The organism is Streptomyces sp. NPDC059740 (genome assembly GCF_042733155.1).
Taxonomy (GTDB): domain Bacteria; phylum Actinomycetota; class Actinomycetes; order Streptomycetales; family Streptomycetaceae; genus Streptomyces.
Map to the genome: position 1 here is coordinate 17,808 of NZ_JBHWGP010000049.1, position 16,584 is coordinate 34,391.

A 16,584-nucleotide genomic window follows, 5' to 3' on the forward strand; every position below is an offset into this window, starting at 1 on the left:
TGTGCGGTGGTGCGGTGGTGGTTTCGGGCGGTGTGGCGCGGGGAGCGGCGGTGGCCGGGCGGTGTGCGGCACGGCGGGTCACCCGGCCTTCAGGAGCTGGGCGGAGTCGCCGAGCGAGCTGCCCGCGATGAGTCCGGCGCCCACCAGGTTCAGCTCCTCCTCCGCCCGGGCACCGCGCCACCTGCGCACCACCACCCGCACCAGCAGCGCCGCGAGGACGAACCAGCAGGCACTCGTGGTGGCCACCAGCAGACCGGTGGCGAGCATCACGCCCATCTGCCGCCGGGGCCCGCCCAGCAGCTGGACCAGTGCACCGGGGATCGCCCACAGCAGCAGATGGCCGAGGACCCCCGGGGCGTCCAGGCCCTGTCCGACGGTGTCGGCGTAGATGCGGGCGACCGGGGGGATCAGCCCCTGACGGAAGTAGGAGTGCCACAGCACCGCGACGACGACCAGCGCGGCGGCGAACCCGACGAGTGCGGCACGGAACTGCTCCCGCCGCCCGGCCCGCTCGAACGCGTCCCACGGGCGGTGCTCCCGGCGCAGCAGCCACCCCGCCTTGAGGTCGTACCCCATGTCCGCGAAGGCCGGGCCGGTGGCGGAGACGTAGCCGACGAGCAGTGCCAGCGGCACCGAGGGCACGCCGGCGAGCAGGCCCGCGATCAGGAAGATCAGGGTGACGGCGAAGGACGGGAACCAGCCCGACTGCATCGCCGCCAGTCCCACGATCAGCTCGTGGACGAGCGCGGCGAACGCGGCGAACAGGACCCAGCCCACCAGGGCCAGGGGGCTCAGGTCGCCGAGCACGCCGCCGAGTGCGGCCATCACGACGGCCCCGGCGGCGAAGAGCAGGTAGCCGCGGACCAGGGTGCGGCGCAGGGTCGCCTCGTCGACGGTGGGACGTACGGCGGGGTCCACCGCGGTGGTGCCGGCGGCGGCACGCCCCGGGCGGCGCCGCAGCAGCAGGTGGACCGCCTGCCCCAGGGCGACCAGTCCCGCGCCGACCATCACACCGTGCGGGATGAAGCCCCCGGTCAGGTCGGTGCCGAGGAGACCGGGCGCGTACTGGGCGACGGCCAGGCCGATGCCGAACATCAGCAGCGCCCACATGTTGCCGAGGAAGGCCACGCCGGCCGCGGACAGGGGCAGGCCGAAGAGGGTGCCGCCCAGGCCGACGAGGGTGCCCGCGCCGAGCACCAGGGCCCGCCTGCCGCCCCGGTCGCCGGCCCTGATGGTCTCGGCGGCCGCGGCGCCGGGTGGCCAGGCGGCGTCGGCGGGCAGCAAGGGCGAGCCGAAGGAGCGGTAGAGCACCCACGCGTCGATGAGCAGACCGGCGAACGACCCGGCCAGCATCGGCCACACCAGGTCGCCGCGGCCGAAGACGTACGGCACGGCGATCGAGGTGAGCAGCACGTTGGCCGAGGCGAAGGTGGCCGCGGAAATGGCGCTCTGGGCCAGGTTCTGCCGGTGCACGGACCGCATCCGCCGCAACCCCGCCACCGGGACGCGGCCGAGGAGCATCGCGAAGAGGGCACCCACCACGGAGGTGTTGGCGGAGATACCGAGTTTGGCGACGAGGTCGGCACCGATCACCGCACCCACCACGGAAAGGGCGGCGAGCAGCACGAACGTCACGGGCTCGCGGACCGTGGGATGGCGACCGCCGGAATCCTGCCCGCCGGGGTGCGCGGGGTCCCGGGTCGCTGCGGGACCGGAGGCGGAGGGGGAGTGAGGTGACACGGAGGACCCCTTTCGGCAGGGCGGAGCCGGGCAGGACGGGCCGGCCCCGGGGCTGCGGTACGGAAGAGCGGGCGGACGGCGGGTGCCTCAGCCGCCGAAGGCGGTACCGGCCTCCGCGGCGGCCTCCCGGACCAGCTCGGTGAGGTGCCCGGCAGCGCGGGAAACCCGGTGGGAGGGACCGATGACGGTCAGTGAGGCGGCGACGGCACCCGCCTGGAAGACCGGGGCGGCGACGGCGGTGACGGCCTCGTCGTACTCGCCGTGGCTGATGCTCACACCCTCCTGCCGGACCCGTGCGTAGCACCGCAGGAGTGCCTCGAAGTCGGTGATCGTGTGCTCGTTGAAGCGCTGCAGCGGGCCGGCGCCGAACAACTGGCGCTGCTCGGCCTCGGGGTGGTGGGCGAAGATCGCGTGGCCGGAGGCCCCCGCATGGCCGGGGATCACAGCACCGACGATCGCGGTGTAGCGCACCGGCCCGGTGCCGTCCACGGCGGCGGCACAGCGGTAACCGCTGCCGTGCGGGACGTTCAGCACGACGCTTTCCCCGGTCTCGCGCAGCAGTCGGGCCAGGAGGGGCCGTACCAGGGACGGCAGCACGCCGCTGTGCTCGCCGACCCGGGCCAGGCGGGGGACGGAGGGGCCGAGCCGGTAGCGGCGGGTCGTCTCGTCGCACATCAGGAAACCCCGGGCGGTGAGCGTGGTGAGCAGCCGCTGCACCACGGCCTTGTCCCAGCCCTGCTCCCGGGCCAGCTCGCTCACGCCCCACTCGGGCCGCCGCTCGGTGAAGGAGAGCAGCACGGTCAGTGCCCGGTCGACGCTCTGTAGCACCCCTTTCGGGGCCTCCACCTCGGTCATGGCAGCCGCTCCTTCTGCTCTCCCCACCCGGCGTGCGGTCGCCGCCCGGTGCGCTGAGCGCAACGACGTTGCGCTCAGCGGCGAGAACTATGGGCAACGAGCCCGCGGGGAGTCAAGACCCTCGCAGGGCCGGAAAGCGCGAGCCGCAAGGGACGGGCTCCCCTGCGCGCGACGCAGTGGCGGACGCGGGCGTCCCGGCCGGCGGGACGCCCGCTCCCGGACCCGCCGCAGGTCCGCCGCCCGTATGAGCCCCGTCAAAGGCGTGCCGTGCGCCGTATGGGACGCGTCAACGGCGCTCGGATCCGGCCACGGAGGAGTTTTCCTCGAGTCGACCGTTCGATCCGAAACCTCATCTAGGAGCTCGCGATGGCCGACCTGGCCTTCGTCGCCACCACGGTCGCGGTGTTCGCGCTGGTGGCCCTCGTCGCCAAGGGGGTGGCGAAGCTGTGACCGTCGAATACGTCGTCGGCCTGGTCGTGGCCGTCGCCCTGCTGGGCCTGCTCGTCCTCGCCCTGATATTCCCGGAGAGGTTCTGAGCAGCGTCATGACTCCCGTTCTCGCGGGCGTGCTCCAGGTGCTCGCCCTGGTCGCAGCGCTCGCGCTCGTCTACCGTCCGCTCGGCGACCACATGGCCCGGGTCTACTCCACCGGCCGCCACCTGCGCGCCGAGAAGTGGATCTACCGGGGCATCGGTGCCGACCCGGACCGCCAGATGCGCTGGCCCGCCTACCTGCGGGGTGTCCTCGCCTTCTCCGCGGCCGGCGTCCTCTTCCTCTACCTGCTGCAACGGCTCCAGGGCGTACTGCCCGGCTCGCTGGGTTTCGCCGCGATCGACCCGGACCAGGCCTTCAACACCGCCGCGTCCTTCGTCGCCAACACCAACTGGCAGTCGTACTACGGCGAACAGGCCATGGGCCACGTCGTGCAGACGGCGGGCCTGGCCGTGCAGAACTTCGTCTCCGCTGCCGTCGGCATCGCGGTGGCGGTGGCGCTGGTGCGGGGGTTCGCCCGCTCGCGCACCGGTGAGCTGGGCAACTTCTGGGTCGACCTGGTGCGCGGCGTCGTCCGCATCCTGCTGCCGATCGCGGTGGTCGCCGCGGTCGTCCTGGTGGCCTGCGGCGCGATCCAGAACTTCGCCGGGATCCACGAGGTCGGCCAGTTCACGGGCGGGGCGCAGCAGTGGAACGGCGGTGCGGTCGCCTCGCAGGAGGCCGTGAAGGAACTGGGCACCAACGGCGGCGGCTACTTCAACGCCAACAGCGCCCACCCCTTCGAGAACCCGACGCCGTTCACCAACCTCTTCGAGGCCTTCCTCATCCTGGTCATCCCGGTCGCGCTGACGCGGACCTTCGGCCGCATGGTCGGCAGTCTCCGGCAGGGCTACGCGCTCCTGGCCACGATGGCCGCCATCTGGGCCGGTTTCGTCGCCCTGATGATGTGGACCGAGTTCGCCCACCACGGTCCGGCGCTGGAGCTGGCCGGTGGGGCGACGGAGGGCAAGGAGACCCGCTTCGGCATCGCCGGTTCGTCGATCTTCGCGGTCACGACCACCCTCACCTCGACGGGCGCGGTGGACTCCTTCCACTCCTCGTTCACCGGCCTGGGCGGCGGCATCACCATGCTGGGCATGCAACTGGGCGAGATCGCCCCCGGCGGCACCGGCTCCGGCCTCTACGGCATGCTGATCATGGCGATCATCGCGGTGTTCATCGCCGGCCTGATGGTCGGCCGCACACCCGAGTACCTGGGCAAGAAGATCGGCACCCGCGAGATCAAGCTGGCGGCCTGCTACATCCTCATCACCCCCGCCCTGGTGCTCGTCTTCACCGCCGCGGCGATGGCGCTGCCCACCCCGGGCCACTCGATGACGAACTCGGGTGCCCACGGGTTCTCCGAGATCCTCTACGCCTACACCTCGGGGGCCAACAACAACGGCTCGGCCTTCGCCGGCCTGAACGCCGACACGCAGTGGTTCAACACCACGATCGGGCTGGCCATGCTGCTCGGCCGGTTCCTGCCGATGGTGTTCGTGCTGGCGCTGGCCGGCTCGCTCGCCGAGCAGCAGCCGGTCCCCGCCACCGCGGGCACACTGCGCACCGAGAAGCCGCTGTTCACCGGGTTGCTGGTGGGCGCGATCCTGATCATCACCGGTCTGACCTACTTCCCGGCCCTGGCGCTGGGCCCACTGGCCGAAGGGCTGGCGTCATGACCACTCGCACCGAGAAGCAAGAGGACTCCATGTCCACCACCCTCCCCGCGCCCCCGCCGGACGCCCCGCCCCGGCCGGAACCCGCCGAAGAGCGCGTCGGCGCCGGACTGTTCGACCCGAAGCAGCTGGTCAAGTCGTTGCCGGACGCCCTGCGCAAGACCGACCCGCGCCTCATGATCAAGTCGCCGGTGATGTTCGTCGTGTGGATCGGCTCGGTGCTGACCACCGTCTTCTCCCTCACCGACCCCGGCGACTGGTTCGGCTGGACCATCAGCGCCTGGCTGTGGCTGACCGTGGTCTTCGCCAACCTGGCCGAGGCGGTGGCCGAGGGCCGCGGCAAGGCACAGGCCGACACCCTGCGGCAGGCCAAGACCGGCACGGTGGCCCGCCGTCTGGACGGGGACGCCGAGGAGCAGGTCCCGGGCACCGAGCTGCGTATCGGCGACCTGGTCGTCTGCGAGGCGGGCGACGTCATCCCCGGCGACGGGGACGTCGTCGACGGCGTGGCCTCCGTGGACGAGTCGGCGATCACCGGTGAGTCGGCCCCGGTCATCCGCGAGTCCGGCGGCGACCGGAGTGCCGTCACCGGCGGGACCAAGGTGCTCTCCGACCGCATCGTCGTCAGGATCACCACCAAGCCCGGCGAGACCTTCATCGACCGCATGATCGCTCTGGTGGAGGGCGCGGCACGGCAGAAGACGCCGAACGAGATCGCCCTCAACATCCTCCTCGCCTCCCTCACCATCGTCTTCCTCCTCGCGTGTGCGACCCTGCCGCCGTTCGCCGACTACGCCGGCACGCACCTCACGATGGTCGTGCTGGTGGCCCTGCTGGTCTGCCTCATCCCGACCACGATCGGCGCGCTGCTGTCCGCCATCGGCATCGCGGGCATGGACCGGCTGGTGCAGCGCAACGTCCTGGCCATGTCCGGCAGGGCCGTGGAGGCGGCGGGCGACGTCTCCACCCTCCTTCTCGACAAGACCGGCACCATCACGCACGGCAACCGCCGGGCCTCCCGGTTCGTGCCGGTCTCCGGCACGGGAGAGGCGGAGCTGGCCGCCGCCGCACACCTCTCCTCGCTGGCCGACGAGACACCCGAGGGCCGTTCCGTCGTCGACCTGGCCGTCAGGAGGTACGGGCTGGAGGCACGCGGGCAGGGCGAGGTGGCCGGCGCGCAGTGGGTGGCCTTCACCGCCCAGACCCGCATGTCGGGGGTGGACGTCGACGGCCGGAGGGTCCGCAAGGGCGCGGCCGGCTCGGTGCTCGCCTGGGTGCGCGAGCGCGGCGGCACGGTCGCCCCGGACGCCGGCCCCCTGGCCGGGCAGATCTCCGAGGCGGGCGGTACGCCGCTGCTGGTGGCGGTCGAGGACGCCGAGGGCGCACGGGTGCTGGGCGTCATCCACCTCAAGGACGTCGTCAAGGAGGGGATGCGGGAACGGTTCGACGAACTGCGCCGCATGGGCATCAGGACCGTCATGATCACGGGCGACAACCCGCTGACGGCCAGGGCGATCGCCGAGGAGGCCGGCGTCGACGACTTCCTGGCCGAGGCGACCCCCGAGGACAAGATGGGCCTGATCAGGCGGGAGCAGTCGGGCGGCAAGCTGGTCGCGATGACGGGCGACGGCACCAACGACGCCCCGGCCCTCGCCCAGGCGGACGTCGGCGTGGCGATGAACACCGGCACCTCGGCCGCCAAGGAGGCCGGGAACATGGTCGACCTCGACTCCGACCCGACCAAGCTCATCGAGATCGTGGCGATCGGCAAGCAGCTCCTCATCACCCGGGGCGCACTCACGACCTTCTCCATCGCCAACGACGTGGCGAAGTACTTCGCGATCATCCCGGCGCTGTTCGCGGCCGTCTACCCCGGCCTGGACAAGCTCAACATCATGCACCTGTCCTCGCCACACTCCGCGATCCTGTCCGCCGTCATCTTCAACGCACTGGTCATCGTCGCGCTGGTGCCGCTCTCCCTGCGGGGCGTGCAGTACCGGCCGGTGAGTGCGGACCGGCTGCTGCGGCGCAACCTCGCCGTCTACGGACTGGGCGGACTGGTCGCACCGTTCGTCGGCATCAAGATCATCGACCTGCTCCTCTCCCTCCTCCCCGGAATCGGTTGATCGGCTGTGAACAACTCGGTTACCAACACCGCGCGGCTGCTGGGCGCGGGCCTGCGCGCCCTGCTCGTCCTCACCCTCGTGACGGGCGTCCTCTACCCGCTCGCGGTCACCGGCGTCGCCCAGGCCCTGTTCCGCGACAAGGCCGACGGCTCGGAGGTCAGGGCGGACGGCAGGGTCGTCGGTTCCGCCCTCATCGGCCAGTCCTACGACCTGCCGCTGAAGAAGGGCCAGAAGACCCCGGAGCCCGACCTCAGATGGTTCCAGGGCCGCCCGCACAACGGGCTCGGCACCAACAGCGTCAACACCCGGTACAAGTTGCTCCTCTCCGGGGCCACCAACCGCTCCGCTGACAGCAAGGAGCTGGTCGACTGGGTGAGGGCTGCCAGGAAGGCCGTCGTCGAGGACAACTCGGTGGCCGGCTACGCGGTCAGGCCCTCGGACGTGCCGGCCGACGCGGTCACCTCCTCCGGCTCCGGACTGGACCCCGACATCTCGCCGGCCTACGCGGACCTCCAGGTCCACCGGGTCGCCCGACGGAACGGGCTCCCGCTCGCCCGGGTGCAGGAACTCGTGGAGAGCCACACCGAGGGCCGGACCCTGGGGTTCATGGGTGAGCCCCGCGTGAACGTCCTCGCCCTCAACACCGCGCTCCGGGCTCTGGTGGCCGGAGACTGACCGCCCTCACGCGGCGCGCGCGGGAGCCGGTGGGCCCAGGGAGTGTCCTGGGGCCCATCGGCTCCCGCGCGCGGCCACCGCCCGGTGGCACGCCGCCGCCGGCACCCACCAGCCGTCCACGGCCTCCGGCTACCAGCTGGCCGGTCGCCCACCGGTGGTCGCCGTGGCCGACGGTCGTGCCCGTGTCCAGCGCGAGTCCCTGGGCGACATCGAGCAGGAGCGGTACCCGAAGGGGTGGGTGAGGCGCGAAGGGAGTGTGTTGTTTCTTCTTGAACGCTGCCCGGTCTGGACCAAAGTCTTGACGGCTTCATGTGGTCCGTTTAGAACAAGACATGAACACGGCCCGGAGCGTGCGGAGTTCGGCGCGTCCACTCTCCGGACAGTTCATTGTCATGCGCGCGACAGTGCTCAAGCATCCCCCCACCCCCACCCCCACCCCCACCCCCCCACACGGACGGACGGTCTGACATGGGACTCTCCTTGCGAAGCCGCACTGCGATGTGCGGTGCCTCCCTGCTGTGCTGTGCCGCCACCGCACTGCTGCCCGCCACGGCCTCGGCGCAGGCCCTCAAGGGTGCCGACGGCGCCCAGGCGGTCGTCTTCTCCGACGACTTCAACGGTGCGGCCGGCTCTGCGGTCGACGGCTCCAAGTGGCAGCAGGAGACCGGCGACAACGTCGACAACCACGAGCGGGAGTACTACACCTCCGGCACCAACAACGCGGCGCTGGACGGCAACGGCAACCTCGTCATCACCGCCCGCAAGGAGAACCCCGGCAACTACCAGTGCTGGTACGGCTCGTGCGAGTACACCTCGGCACGGCTGAACACCTCGGGCAAGTTCACCCAGACCTACGGCCACGTCGAGGCGCGCATCAAGGTGCCCCGGGGTCAGGGCATGTGGCCGGCCTTCTGGATGCTCGGTGACGACATCGGGAGCGCCGGCTGGCCGGCCTGCGGCGAGATCGACGTGATGGAGAACGTCGGCTTCGAGCCGGGCACGGTGCACGGCACCATCCACGGCCCCGGCTACTCCGGCTCGGCGGGCATCGGCGCCCCCTACTCCCTGCCCGGCGGCGCCGCCTTCGCCGACGACTTCCACACCTTCGCCGTCGACTGGGCGCCCGACTCCATCAAGTGGTCGGTGGACGGGAACGTCTACCAGACGCGCACGCCCGCTGACGTGGGCGGCAACCAGTGGGCCTTCAACAAGCCGTTCTTCCTGATCCTCAACCTCGCCGTCGGTGGCTACTGGCCCGGCGACCCGGACGGTTCCACGTCCTTCCCGCAGCAGATGACCGTGGACTACGTACGGGTCACCACCAGCGACTGACGGGCGACGCCCCCGGCGGCCCACCGCACCGAAGTGCGGCGGGTGGAGGCCGGTCCTGGCGGCGGACGACCGGCCGGGGTCCCCGGGGCCTCCCTCTCCCGGTGTCGGGAGGCCCCGGCGGGCGCGTGGGCCACTTTCGGCAGAGGCGCGTCGGCCGCCTGCCTCGGTGTGAGGGGGCGCCGCCTTCCGCTTGCCGGGACGCTCCGGCCCTCAAGTGCGTGATTCTGCGGACCTGTTCACGCGCCCCAGCAACAGGTACAGCGCGGGTGCGAGGACGAGGCCCACCGGCAGGGAGAGGTCCGTGCCGCCGGCCGCGCGGGCCAGGGGCCCGTCCAGAACCCGGTGGCGAGACAGCAGGCGGACACCGCGGTGGCGGCGACCAGGGCCACCGCGCCCGCCCAGTTCACCCCGCCGGTGTACCAGTGGGGGCTGCCGGGGGAGAGGTCGCTCAGTTCGTGGCCGTCGTGGCGTGCTGCCCAGCCGTCCAGCCGCTGCATGCCGCCGGCCGCCCGGAGGGCCTGCTCCGGGCGGCCGGCGGCCTGGCTGAGCAGGCAGCGCCTACACCGCAGGCTGACCGCTGCCGGCCTGCTCGGCCTCCACGGCGACCTGGTAGGAGAGCAACTGCTGGAAGAGGCCGGGCTCCCGGGCGAGCTGTGCGTAGGTGCCCTCCTGGACGACCCGCCCCTCGTCGAGGACCACGATGCGGTCGGCGACGGCCACGTTGGTGATGCGGTGGGTCACCAGGAGCACCATCCGGTCCCGCGCCAGGGAGCGCAGACGCCGGAAGATGCGGTACTCCGCGCGGGGATCGAGGTTGGCTGTCGGCTCGTCCAGGACCAGCAGGCCAGCGTCGCGGAAGAAGGCCCGCCCCAGTGCGATGCGCTGCCACTGACCGCCGCTCAGTTCCTCGCCGCCCAGCCACTCACGGGCCAGGAGGGTGTCCAACCCGGCGCCGAGCCGGTCGACGACCTCGTCGGCCCCGGCGGCCTCGCACGCCTCCCGCACCGCCGCGTCGCCGCCCGGCACGGGCTGCCCGAGAGTGATGTTCTCCCGCACCGTCAGCGGCCAGTGGGCGTAGTCCTGCGGCACCAGCGCCACCTGCCGCCACAGGGCCTGCGGATCGGCGTCACCGGTGGCGACCCCGTCCCACCGGACGTGGCCCGCGGTGGGCAGGCACAGGCCGCTGACCAGCTTGGACAGGGTCGTCTTACCGGAGCCGTTGAAACCGACCAGGGCGACGACCTCCCCGCGGCGCAGCGTGAGGGAGACGTCGTGCAGCGCGTCGCCGCCCTTCCCTGCGTAGCGGTGGGAGACGCCCTCGACCTCGATCACCCGGGGGCGCCCGGGCCGGTGGGCACCGCGCCGCATGCAGAAGCCGCCCGCCCGGTCCAGGAAGCCGGTCCAGTCGTCCATGTACAACCCGGTGCGCACCGCCCGGGCGCCGACTCCGACCAGTGCCCGCACCGACTGCCCCACGGTCTGCAGGGCGAAGACCGCCATCCCGGCGTGGCCGACGCTGATGCGGCCGGTCGCCAGCAGCCACACCACCGCAGCCCACACCACGGCCGAGCCCGCGCCGCCGCAGACCGCGCCCACCAGGGACATCCGCGCCCCCTGGTCGGCGGCGCTCCTGTCCTCACGGTTGATCCGGGTGACGGTCTGCCGGTACCGGCCGGTCAGGAAGCCGGCCATGGTCCCGGCGCGGATCTGGTCGGCGGCGTCCTTGTTGTAGATGTGCCACCGCAGCACCGACAGCATCCGGTAGTCCCCGTTGCTGCGCAGGTTCGCGAGGTAGCGGACCCGCGCAGCACTTACCTGGGCCAGGGCCTGCGGCAGGCCGGCCAGCACCAGCAGCGGCAGCAGCACCGGGTGCACACCCGTCAGCACGACCGCGCCGGCCAGGAACGAGGCGGTCGAGGCGATCAGGTCCTGGCCCTCGTTGATCAGGTCACCGGTGACCTGTGCACCCCGGTCGGCGGCCTCCCGCTCCCGGTTGAACTCCGGCTCGTCGTAGGCGCAGAGCTCCACCTCGGCGCAGGCCGTGAGCAGCATCTGCTCCGCCTCCCGCGACATCAGCGGTCCCAGCCGGGAGGAGAGCCAGGCGACGGTGATTCCCAGCAGCGCCCGGACCGCCGCCGCCCCCGCCAGCAGCGCCACCGACGGCCATGCCTGCACCAGCCGGTGGTAGACGTCGCCGCCGGACAGCAGCGCGGTCAGGGTGCCGCTGACCGCGACCAACCCCATCGCCTGCATCACGCCTGCGGTCGCCTGGCACACCAGCAGGCCCACCGCCGCGGCCCGGTCCACCTGCCAGGCCAGCCCCAACGACCGGCGTACCAGCCGCGGCAGCCGCCTGGCCATGTCGATCAGCCGGATCGACCGGCCGGCCGCCTCCCGGCTCCCGGTCAGGTCCACGTAGCGCATCTCCGCCACCGAAGCCTCACCCGCCTCCGCGGCAGAAGCCTCGCCCGGCTCGGCGGGACCACGACCGGCCTGCCGCGGAAGGGTGGGCCCGTGCTCCGGTGGCCGGCCGCAGGGGTCCGTCCCGCGCACTGTGCGCGGAGGGCGCGCCCCCGGGGTGCCGGGGCGCGTGCCGTGCGCGGGTGCCGCGGCCGTGCCGCCCTCCCGGGGGGTGACGGGCGCGGTGCGCGGTGACGAGGTGTCCGCTCGCTCCCCGGGTTTCTTTCCCGAGCCGGGGTGGTGGGGCGGCTCGGGGGGCTGAGAGGGCTGCTCGCTCATGCCGGCCACCCCGTACCCAGGCGTGCGGCACAGTGCCTCAGGGCGTCAACACCACGCCGCGCCGCCGTGGTGGTCCTCGCCGCCGGAAGGGCATGTTCGATTCTTGTGAGCGTGGGCGCGGGAGAGGGGACGGGAGTCATGGGGTCCTCCGTACGGACGCGTGAGGGGTACTGGTGCTCCAGGAACGCGACCGGGGAGGGCCTTGTAACGGGTATGCGGTGAACGCATGTTCCAGAGGCGGGGGGTTCGCCTGCGGTGCCGGGCTTGCGGGGCCGGGGCGTCATTCGAACGGGGTGATGTCCCCCGGGCGGGGGATTGCGGGGCTGATCCGCGCAGACCGCGCCAGGACCGACCCGGTCGAGGCCCAGGGGAGCCGCCCGCGTCGCCGCGGAGGGGTGCAGTGGCGCCCCGGGCACGCCGCGGAGTCGGCACCGCTGCGACTCAGGACTGCCGGTGGTAGACCTTGTTGGCGATGCGCCAGCCGCCGCCGGCACGGACCAGCAGGAAGACGTCGGTGAACGTGTCCGCGCCGTGCGAGAGCGTCATGGTGGCGGTCGCGACGGTGCCGTGGACGTCGACGGCGTCGATGCGGCGGGAACGGGTGGCCTCGTCCGGGGCCGGCCGCCCGGGGAAGAGCGCGCAGTACTCGTCCAGGGACCAGGAGACGAACGCGCCCTCCCGGAGCCCCTCCACACGGGCGGAGGGCAGGAACGCCGCGCGGAAGTGGGCCGCGTCGCCGGTGGCGTGCCCGCGGACGTAGGCGCGCAGGGGCTCCAGCACGGCGTCCGCCACGGCCGGCGCCGTGGCGGCGACGGCTATGTCCGCACCCGGGGCGGCAGGAGGGTCGGCCAGACCGGCTGCGTTGCGCACCGGGGTCTGCGAGGCGGTGGCCAGCAGCGCCATGTCCTTCACGAGCGCGCTGACGGTGAACTCGGCCGCCCCGCCGCCCTCCCGGCCGTCGAGGAAGGCACGCTTGCGGGTCACGAACGCGCCCGACTGCCCGAGTTCGAGGACGTCCAGCACCTGCGAGCGGGACAGGCCGAGGGCGTCACCCTGCCGCAGGGCATCGCGCAGCGCGAGGACGGTGCCGGCGAGACTGTTGTTGGCGATCAGTTTCAGCGCGGCCGCCGTGGCGGCGTCCTCGACGCGCCGCACCGTGCCGAGCGTCTCCAGCACCGGCCGGACCCGGCCGAGTGCTGCCTGCTCGGCGGCGGCGAGGATCTGCAGGGTTCCGGCGGTGACCGCCGGCACGGAGCCGAGCACCGGGGCGTGGACGTAGGCCGGGCCGAGCCGCCGGGCCAGGCCCGAGGCCTCGGCAGGCGCGACGGTGCTGGTGTTCAGCACGATCGCGTCCGCGCGCAGGGCGCCACGGACGCCGTCGAGCACCTGGGCGCAGGCAGGGCCGTCGAACAGCGCCAGCAGCACGAGGTCGGCCTTCGCCACTGCCTCGTGCGGAGAAGCAGCCGTCCTTACGGTGGCCGGTGCGCGCCCGGAGCGTGTCCAGCCGACGACGTCCCAGTCGTGACCGTGGAGCCGCTCAGCGAACGCCTGGCCCATGCGCCCCAGGCCGAGGACGGCGATGGTGTGTGGTGTGGTCATGGCGTCAGCCTGTGACACCACCCGAGCTGCGACAAGCGCAGGCTTCGCAGGGCAGCCCTGCGCGGCACGCATGGCGATGGGCCATACTGCGGCGGTGGAACTGACCGTGTGGCAGACCTTCGTGACCGTGTGCCGTCTGGGGTCGCTGTCGGCGGCGGCCACCGAACTCCATCACACGCAGTCGGCCGTCTCCCGGCAGATCGCCGGACTGGAGCGAGACCTCGGCGTGCCCCTGGTCGAGCGGCATGCGCGGGGCGTGCGTCCGACCCCTGCCGGCGAGGTGTTCCGGCACCACGCCCTGGCAACGCTCCACGAGGCCGACCGCGCCGTGCACGCCGCACGCGAGGTGCGGGACGGGCGGTCCGACCGGCCGCTCGCGGTCGGTGCGACACCCTCGCTCGCCGCGGGGATCGTGCCGACGGCCATCCGGGCCCTGCTGGAGCGGACCGAGAACCTCCGGTGGAGCCTGCTCCCCGACCTCAGCTCACCACTGCACCACCGCGTCGTCATGGGAGACCTCGACGTCGCCGTCATCACCGACGCGCCACCTGGGCTACCCCAGGACCCACGGGTCGAACGACGGTTCCTCGGGCTGGACGCCATGGTCGTCGCACTGCCTCTCGGCCACCCGCAGGCCGGAGGCGAGCCGGTGCACATGCGGACGCTGGCCGACCAGAGCTGGGTCGAGGACAACGACGGCTCGGCGGCACTCCTGCGCCAGCACGCCGCCCGCGCCGGGGTCAGCGCCCGCATCGACCTCACCGCGGCCGACCTGCTCGGCAAGCTCGCCCTGGTCGCCACCGGCCACGCCGTCGCACTCATCCCCGGCGTGCTCAGGTGCGCGCTGCGGGCCGACGTCACCACCGTCGACCTGGTGGACCCGCCGACCCGCGGCATCTACACGATCACCGCACGCCGGGCACCCCACCCTTGCGCAGCACCCCTGCTCGACCAGCTGGCCACCGCCTTCGCCCCGGCCTCTCCCGGCCGAGCCGCTCACCGGAAGCCCGGGACGCACGCCGAGGCAGCCGCGACGACACCTCAGGAGGGCCGCACGCCCACGCCCCCGGAGGTGCCCGGGCACCGCACACCCCGTCAGCGCGCTGTGTGAGGAACAGCCCGCGAAGCAGACTCGAACAACCCCCGCTGCTGTGGGGGGACTTGGCGGGCCCATACCCAGACGCTGGACAGGACCCGGCCGCTGGGCACGATGTGGCAGCGGGGCAGTGCCACCGCCCGCCCGCCCTTGGCTGTTCCCGCGGCGGTGCGCCAGGCAGCGTCTGTCAAAGTCCCGCCTGTCCGGCGGAGCCTGGCACGCGCTCCCCGGAATTCGTCCGGTGGGAAACCGGAGTTCTCCCCCTCCGCCTTGCGATCGCAGGGGCACCAGACACCGCCGGACCCGCCCTTGGGGCGAACGACGCCACTTCGAAGACGCCGCCCGGGGCCGGGCCGGAAGCGACCACCGCTCCACGGGTGCGCACGCGACCCGAAGCGTGGGCGGAGACGGGGGCGCAGGGCTCAGTCGCCGGTGGTGCCGTCGGCCATTTCCCGCAGGATGTCGATGTGCCCGTTGTGCCGGGAGGTCTCCTCGATCAGGTGCATCAGCACCCAGCCGAGCGTGACGTGTACGCCGTCCCTCACAGGCCGCTTCGCCGTGGCCGCCAGGTCCGTGGCGGCGACCAGCCCACGGTAGCGGGCGCTCTGCTCCTGGTAGGCGGCCAGGAGTTCCCGGAGGGGGAGTTCCGCCCCCAGACGCATCTCCCGGTCGGGGTCTTCGTCCGTCCACGGTCCCTGGTCCTCCTCCCCGAGGAAGACCACTTGGAACCACCAGTACTCGACCCACCGCAGGTGGCTGATCAGGCCGCCCAAGGTCATCAGCGGCGACTTCGGCAGCGGCGCCGCGGCGGCACCCGCCGCGGACAGCTCAGTGCACTTGGCGATCGCAGTGGCCCGAGCGTAGTCGAGGAAGGTCGTCAACATGGTGCGTTCGTCCCAGGCGGGTGGCATATCGCTACGTGGCATGCGGCGAATGGTCCCATGCGCACCACCACCGGGGAGACCGGCTCCGTGCCGCCCCTCCGGCCGACGAGGCGACGATCCCGAGCCGCACCGACGCCCCCGGCTCCACGGCAGCGACACCGCGTGCACGCACATCACCGCCGCCCCTGTTCCGGTGCGGACCGCGCGGCTCGCGACGACATCCCCCGCCCCCTCGGCGCGCCGTCGGCCGCCTTCCGGGCCTTCGTGCGTTATACCTATGAGACAACTGTGTGACAGAGATGGCGCCGTGTCCGGAACCTCGACGAGGTCGCCCGACGTGCACTCCGCGCCCCTGCACCAGTCCTCGCCCCGCAGCCCAGGAGACCTCATGGCCACACCGATGACTGCCGCCCAGTTCCTCGCCCAACTCGACAAATGGGACCTGCGCTACGTCGAGATCCCCGGCTGGAAGACCAACAACCGTGAAGGGCACGGCGCTTGGGGCGGTGTGAACGGCTTCATCTGGCACCACACCGGCGTCACCATCGAGGCCGACGACGCCAGGACCTACGCCGCCGGCACCCTCTTCCACGGCCGCTCCGACCTCCCCGGGCCGCTGTGCCACGCCTCCATCGGCATCGACGGCACCCTCTACCTCGTCGGTTGGGGCCGCGCCAACCACGCCGGCGGCGGCGACCCGAAGGTACTCCAGCACGTCGTCAACGAGGACTACACCGGGCAGCTCCACCCCACCAAGGGCAACGCCGACGGCATCGACGGCAACGCCCACTTCTACGGAGTGGAGATCCAGTACTCCGGCAGCCACGCGATGGCCGACGCCCAGTACGCCTCGGCGCTGCGCCTCTCGGCGGCCGTTCTCGACCACCACGGGTGGACGGAGAAGTCGGTCATCGCCCACGCGGAGTGGTCGAGCGACAAGTGGGACCCGGGACGGGCCCCCAACAAGGTCATGGACATGGTCGCGGTCCGGGCGGACGTCAAGGCCACCCTCGGCGGCGAGGGTGGCGGTGGCGACTGACTAATACTGCAACGGTGCTTACCGTGACGAGGCCTCAGCTCTTGGGCGGTGGCCTCGTCTCTTGTAGTGGCTGGTCCGAGCCTGTTGTTGGCGTCGGCGGCGCCATCGGGACCAGTGCAGGACGTGGTCAACGCTGCGGCGGACTGGTCGGGTGAGACGCGTCATCAGTCGGCGGATCTCGGGGAGGGTGAGGGCTACCAGGTCTGGTGTTCGAGCAAGTCCGGCCCCTTTTGAAGCTGCTGGGCCCGCACGACGGTGAGGTAGGCGTGGGCAGCCATCGCGAGAGTGATGTG

The 16,584-nt window shown here is 72.4% G+C and carries 13 protein-coding genes; 7 read left to right on the forward strand and 6 right to left on the reverse strand.

The annotated features are described in order from the left end of the window. Nucleotides 1-78: 78 nt before the first annotated feature. Both ACFV3R_RS31515 and ACFV3R_RS31520 read right to left on the reverse strand, forming a co-directional pair. Nucleotides 79-1,635 carry an OPT/YSL family transporter gene (locus tag ACFV3R_RS31515; protein ID WP_385590269.1) on the reverse strand — a complete coding sequence of 519 codons (1,557 nt, stop codon included), beginning with the start codon at nucleotides 1,633-1,635 and terminating at the stop codon, nucleotides 79-81. A 192-nt stretch (nucleotides 1,636-1,827) separates the two neighbouring features. Beyond that, nucleotides 1,828-2,595 (reverse strand): IclR family transcriptional regulator, encoded by a 768-nt coding sequence (locus ACFV3R_RS31520; protein WP_385590271.1) that lies wholly within the window; start codon nucleotides 2,593-2,595, stop codon nucleotides 1,828-1,830. 446 nt (nucleotides 2,596-3,041) lie between these two features. Here ACFV3R_RS31520 and kdpF point away from each other — a divergent pair, with 446 nt between their 5' ends. The 5 genes from kdpF (at nucleotide 3,042) to ACFV3R_RS31545 (ending at nucleotide 8,934) form a co-directional block, all read left to right on the forward strand. Beyond that, nucleotides 3,042-3,131, forward strand: a complete 90-nt coding sequence (kdpF, locus tag ACFV3R_RS31525; protein WP_385590273.1) for a K(+)-transporting ATPase subunit F — start codon at nucleotides 3,042-3,044, stop codon at nucleotides 3,129-3,131. 8 nt (nucleotides 3,132-3,139) lie between these two features. Further along, nucleotides 3,140-4,804 carry a potassium-transporting ATPase subunit KdpA gene (gene kdpA / locus ACFV3R_RS31530; protein ID WP_385590275.1) on the forward strand — a complete coding sequence of 555 codons (1,665 nt, stop codon included), beginning with the start codon at nucleotides 3,140-3,142 and terminating at the stop codon, nucleotides 4,802-4,804. Next, on the forward strand, nucleotides 4,801-6,927 hold the full coding sequence (kdpB, locus tag ACFV3R_RS31535; protein WP_385590277.1) for a potassium-transporting ATPase subunit KdpB: 2,127 nt from the start codon (nucleotides 4,801-4,803) through the stop codon (nucleotides 6,925-6,927). The genes kdpA and kdpB overlap by 4 nt, the downstream gene beginning before the upstream one ends. A 6-nt stretch (nucleotides 6,928-6,933) precedes the next feature. After that, nucleotides 6,934-7,602 (forward strand): potassium-transporting ATPase subunit C, encoded by a 669-nt coding sequence (locus ACFV3R_RS31540; RefSeq protein WP_385590280.1) that lies wholly within the window; start codon nucleotides 6,934-6,936, stop codon nucleotides 7,600-7,602. Nucleotides 7,603-8,070: 468 nt separating this feature from the next. After that, nucleotides 8,071-8,934 carry a family 16 glycosylhydrolase gene (locus ACFV3R_RS31545; RefSeq protein ID WP_385590282.1) on the forward strand — a complete coding sequence of 288 codons (864 nt, stop codon included), beginning with the start codon at nucleotides 8,071-8,073 and terminating at the stop codon, nucleotides 8,932-8,934. A 236-nt stretch (nucleotides 8,935-9,170) separates the two neighbouring features. Here ACFV3R_RS31545 and ACFV3R_RS31550 read toward each other — a convergent pair whose 3' ends face one another. The 3 genes from ACFV3R_RS31550 to ACFV3R_RS31560 form a co-directional block, all read right to left on the reverse strand. Next, nucleotides 9,171-9,431, reverse strand: coding sequence for a hypothetical protein (locus ACFV3R_RS31550; protein ID WP_385590284.1), 261 nt, complete (start codon nucleotides 9,429-9,431; stop codon nucleotides 9,171-9,173). 61 nt (nucleotides 9,432-9,492) lie between these two features. Beyond that, nucleotides 9,493-11,358, reverse strand: coding sequence for an ABC transporter ATP-binding protein (locus tag ACFV3R_RS31555; RefSeq protein ID WP_385590286.1), 1,866 nt, complete (start codon nucleotides 11,356-11,358; stop codon nucleotides 9,493-9,495). 756 nt (nucleotides 11,359-12,114) lie between these two features. Next, on the reverse strand, nucleotides 12,115-13,272 hold the full coding sequence (locus tag ACFV3R_RS31560; protein ID WP_385590288.1) for a nuclear transport factor 2 family protein: 1,158 nt from the start codon (nucleotides 13,270-13,272) through the stop codon (nucleotides 12,115-12,117). A 94-nt stretch (nucleotides 13,273-13,366) separates the two neighbouring features. Between ACFV3R_RS31560 and ACFV3R_RS31565 the strand changes: the two genes are divergently transcribed. After that, nucleotides 13,367-14,383, forward strand: a complete 1,017-nt coding sequence (locus ACFV3R_RS31565; RefSeq protein WP_385590290.1) for a LysR family transcriptional regulator — start codon at nucleotides 13,367-13,369, stop codon at nucleotides 14,381-14,383. A 407-nt stretch (nucleotides 14,384-14,790) separates the two neighbouring features. On the opposite strand, the gene ACFV3R_RS31570 is transcribed toward ACFV3R_RS31565, so the two are convergent. After that, a complete protein-coding gene (locus ACFV3R_RS31570; protein WP_385590292.1) occupies nucleotides 14,791-15,294 on the reverse strand; it encodes a DinB family protein in 504 nt (167 codons plus the stop codon). A 346-nt stretch (nucleotides 15,295-15,640) separates the two neighbouring features. Between ACFV3R_RS31570 and ACFV3R_RS31575 the strand changes: the two genes are divergently transcribed. Next, complete coding sequence (locus tag ACFV3R_RS31575) at nucleotides 15,641-16,291, forward strand: N-acetylmuramoyl-L-alanine amidase (RefSeq protein WP_385590294.1); 651 nt, start codon at nucleotides 15,641-15,643, stop codon at nucleotides 16,289-16,291. Nucleotides 16,292-16,584: the final 293 nt, after the last annotated feature.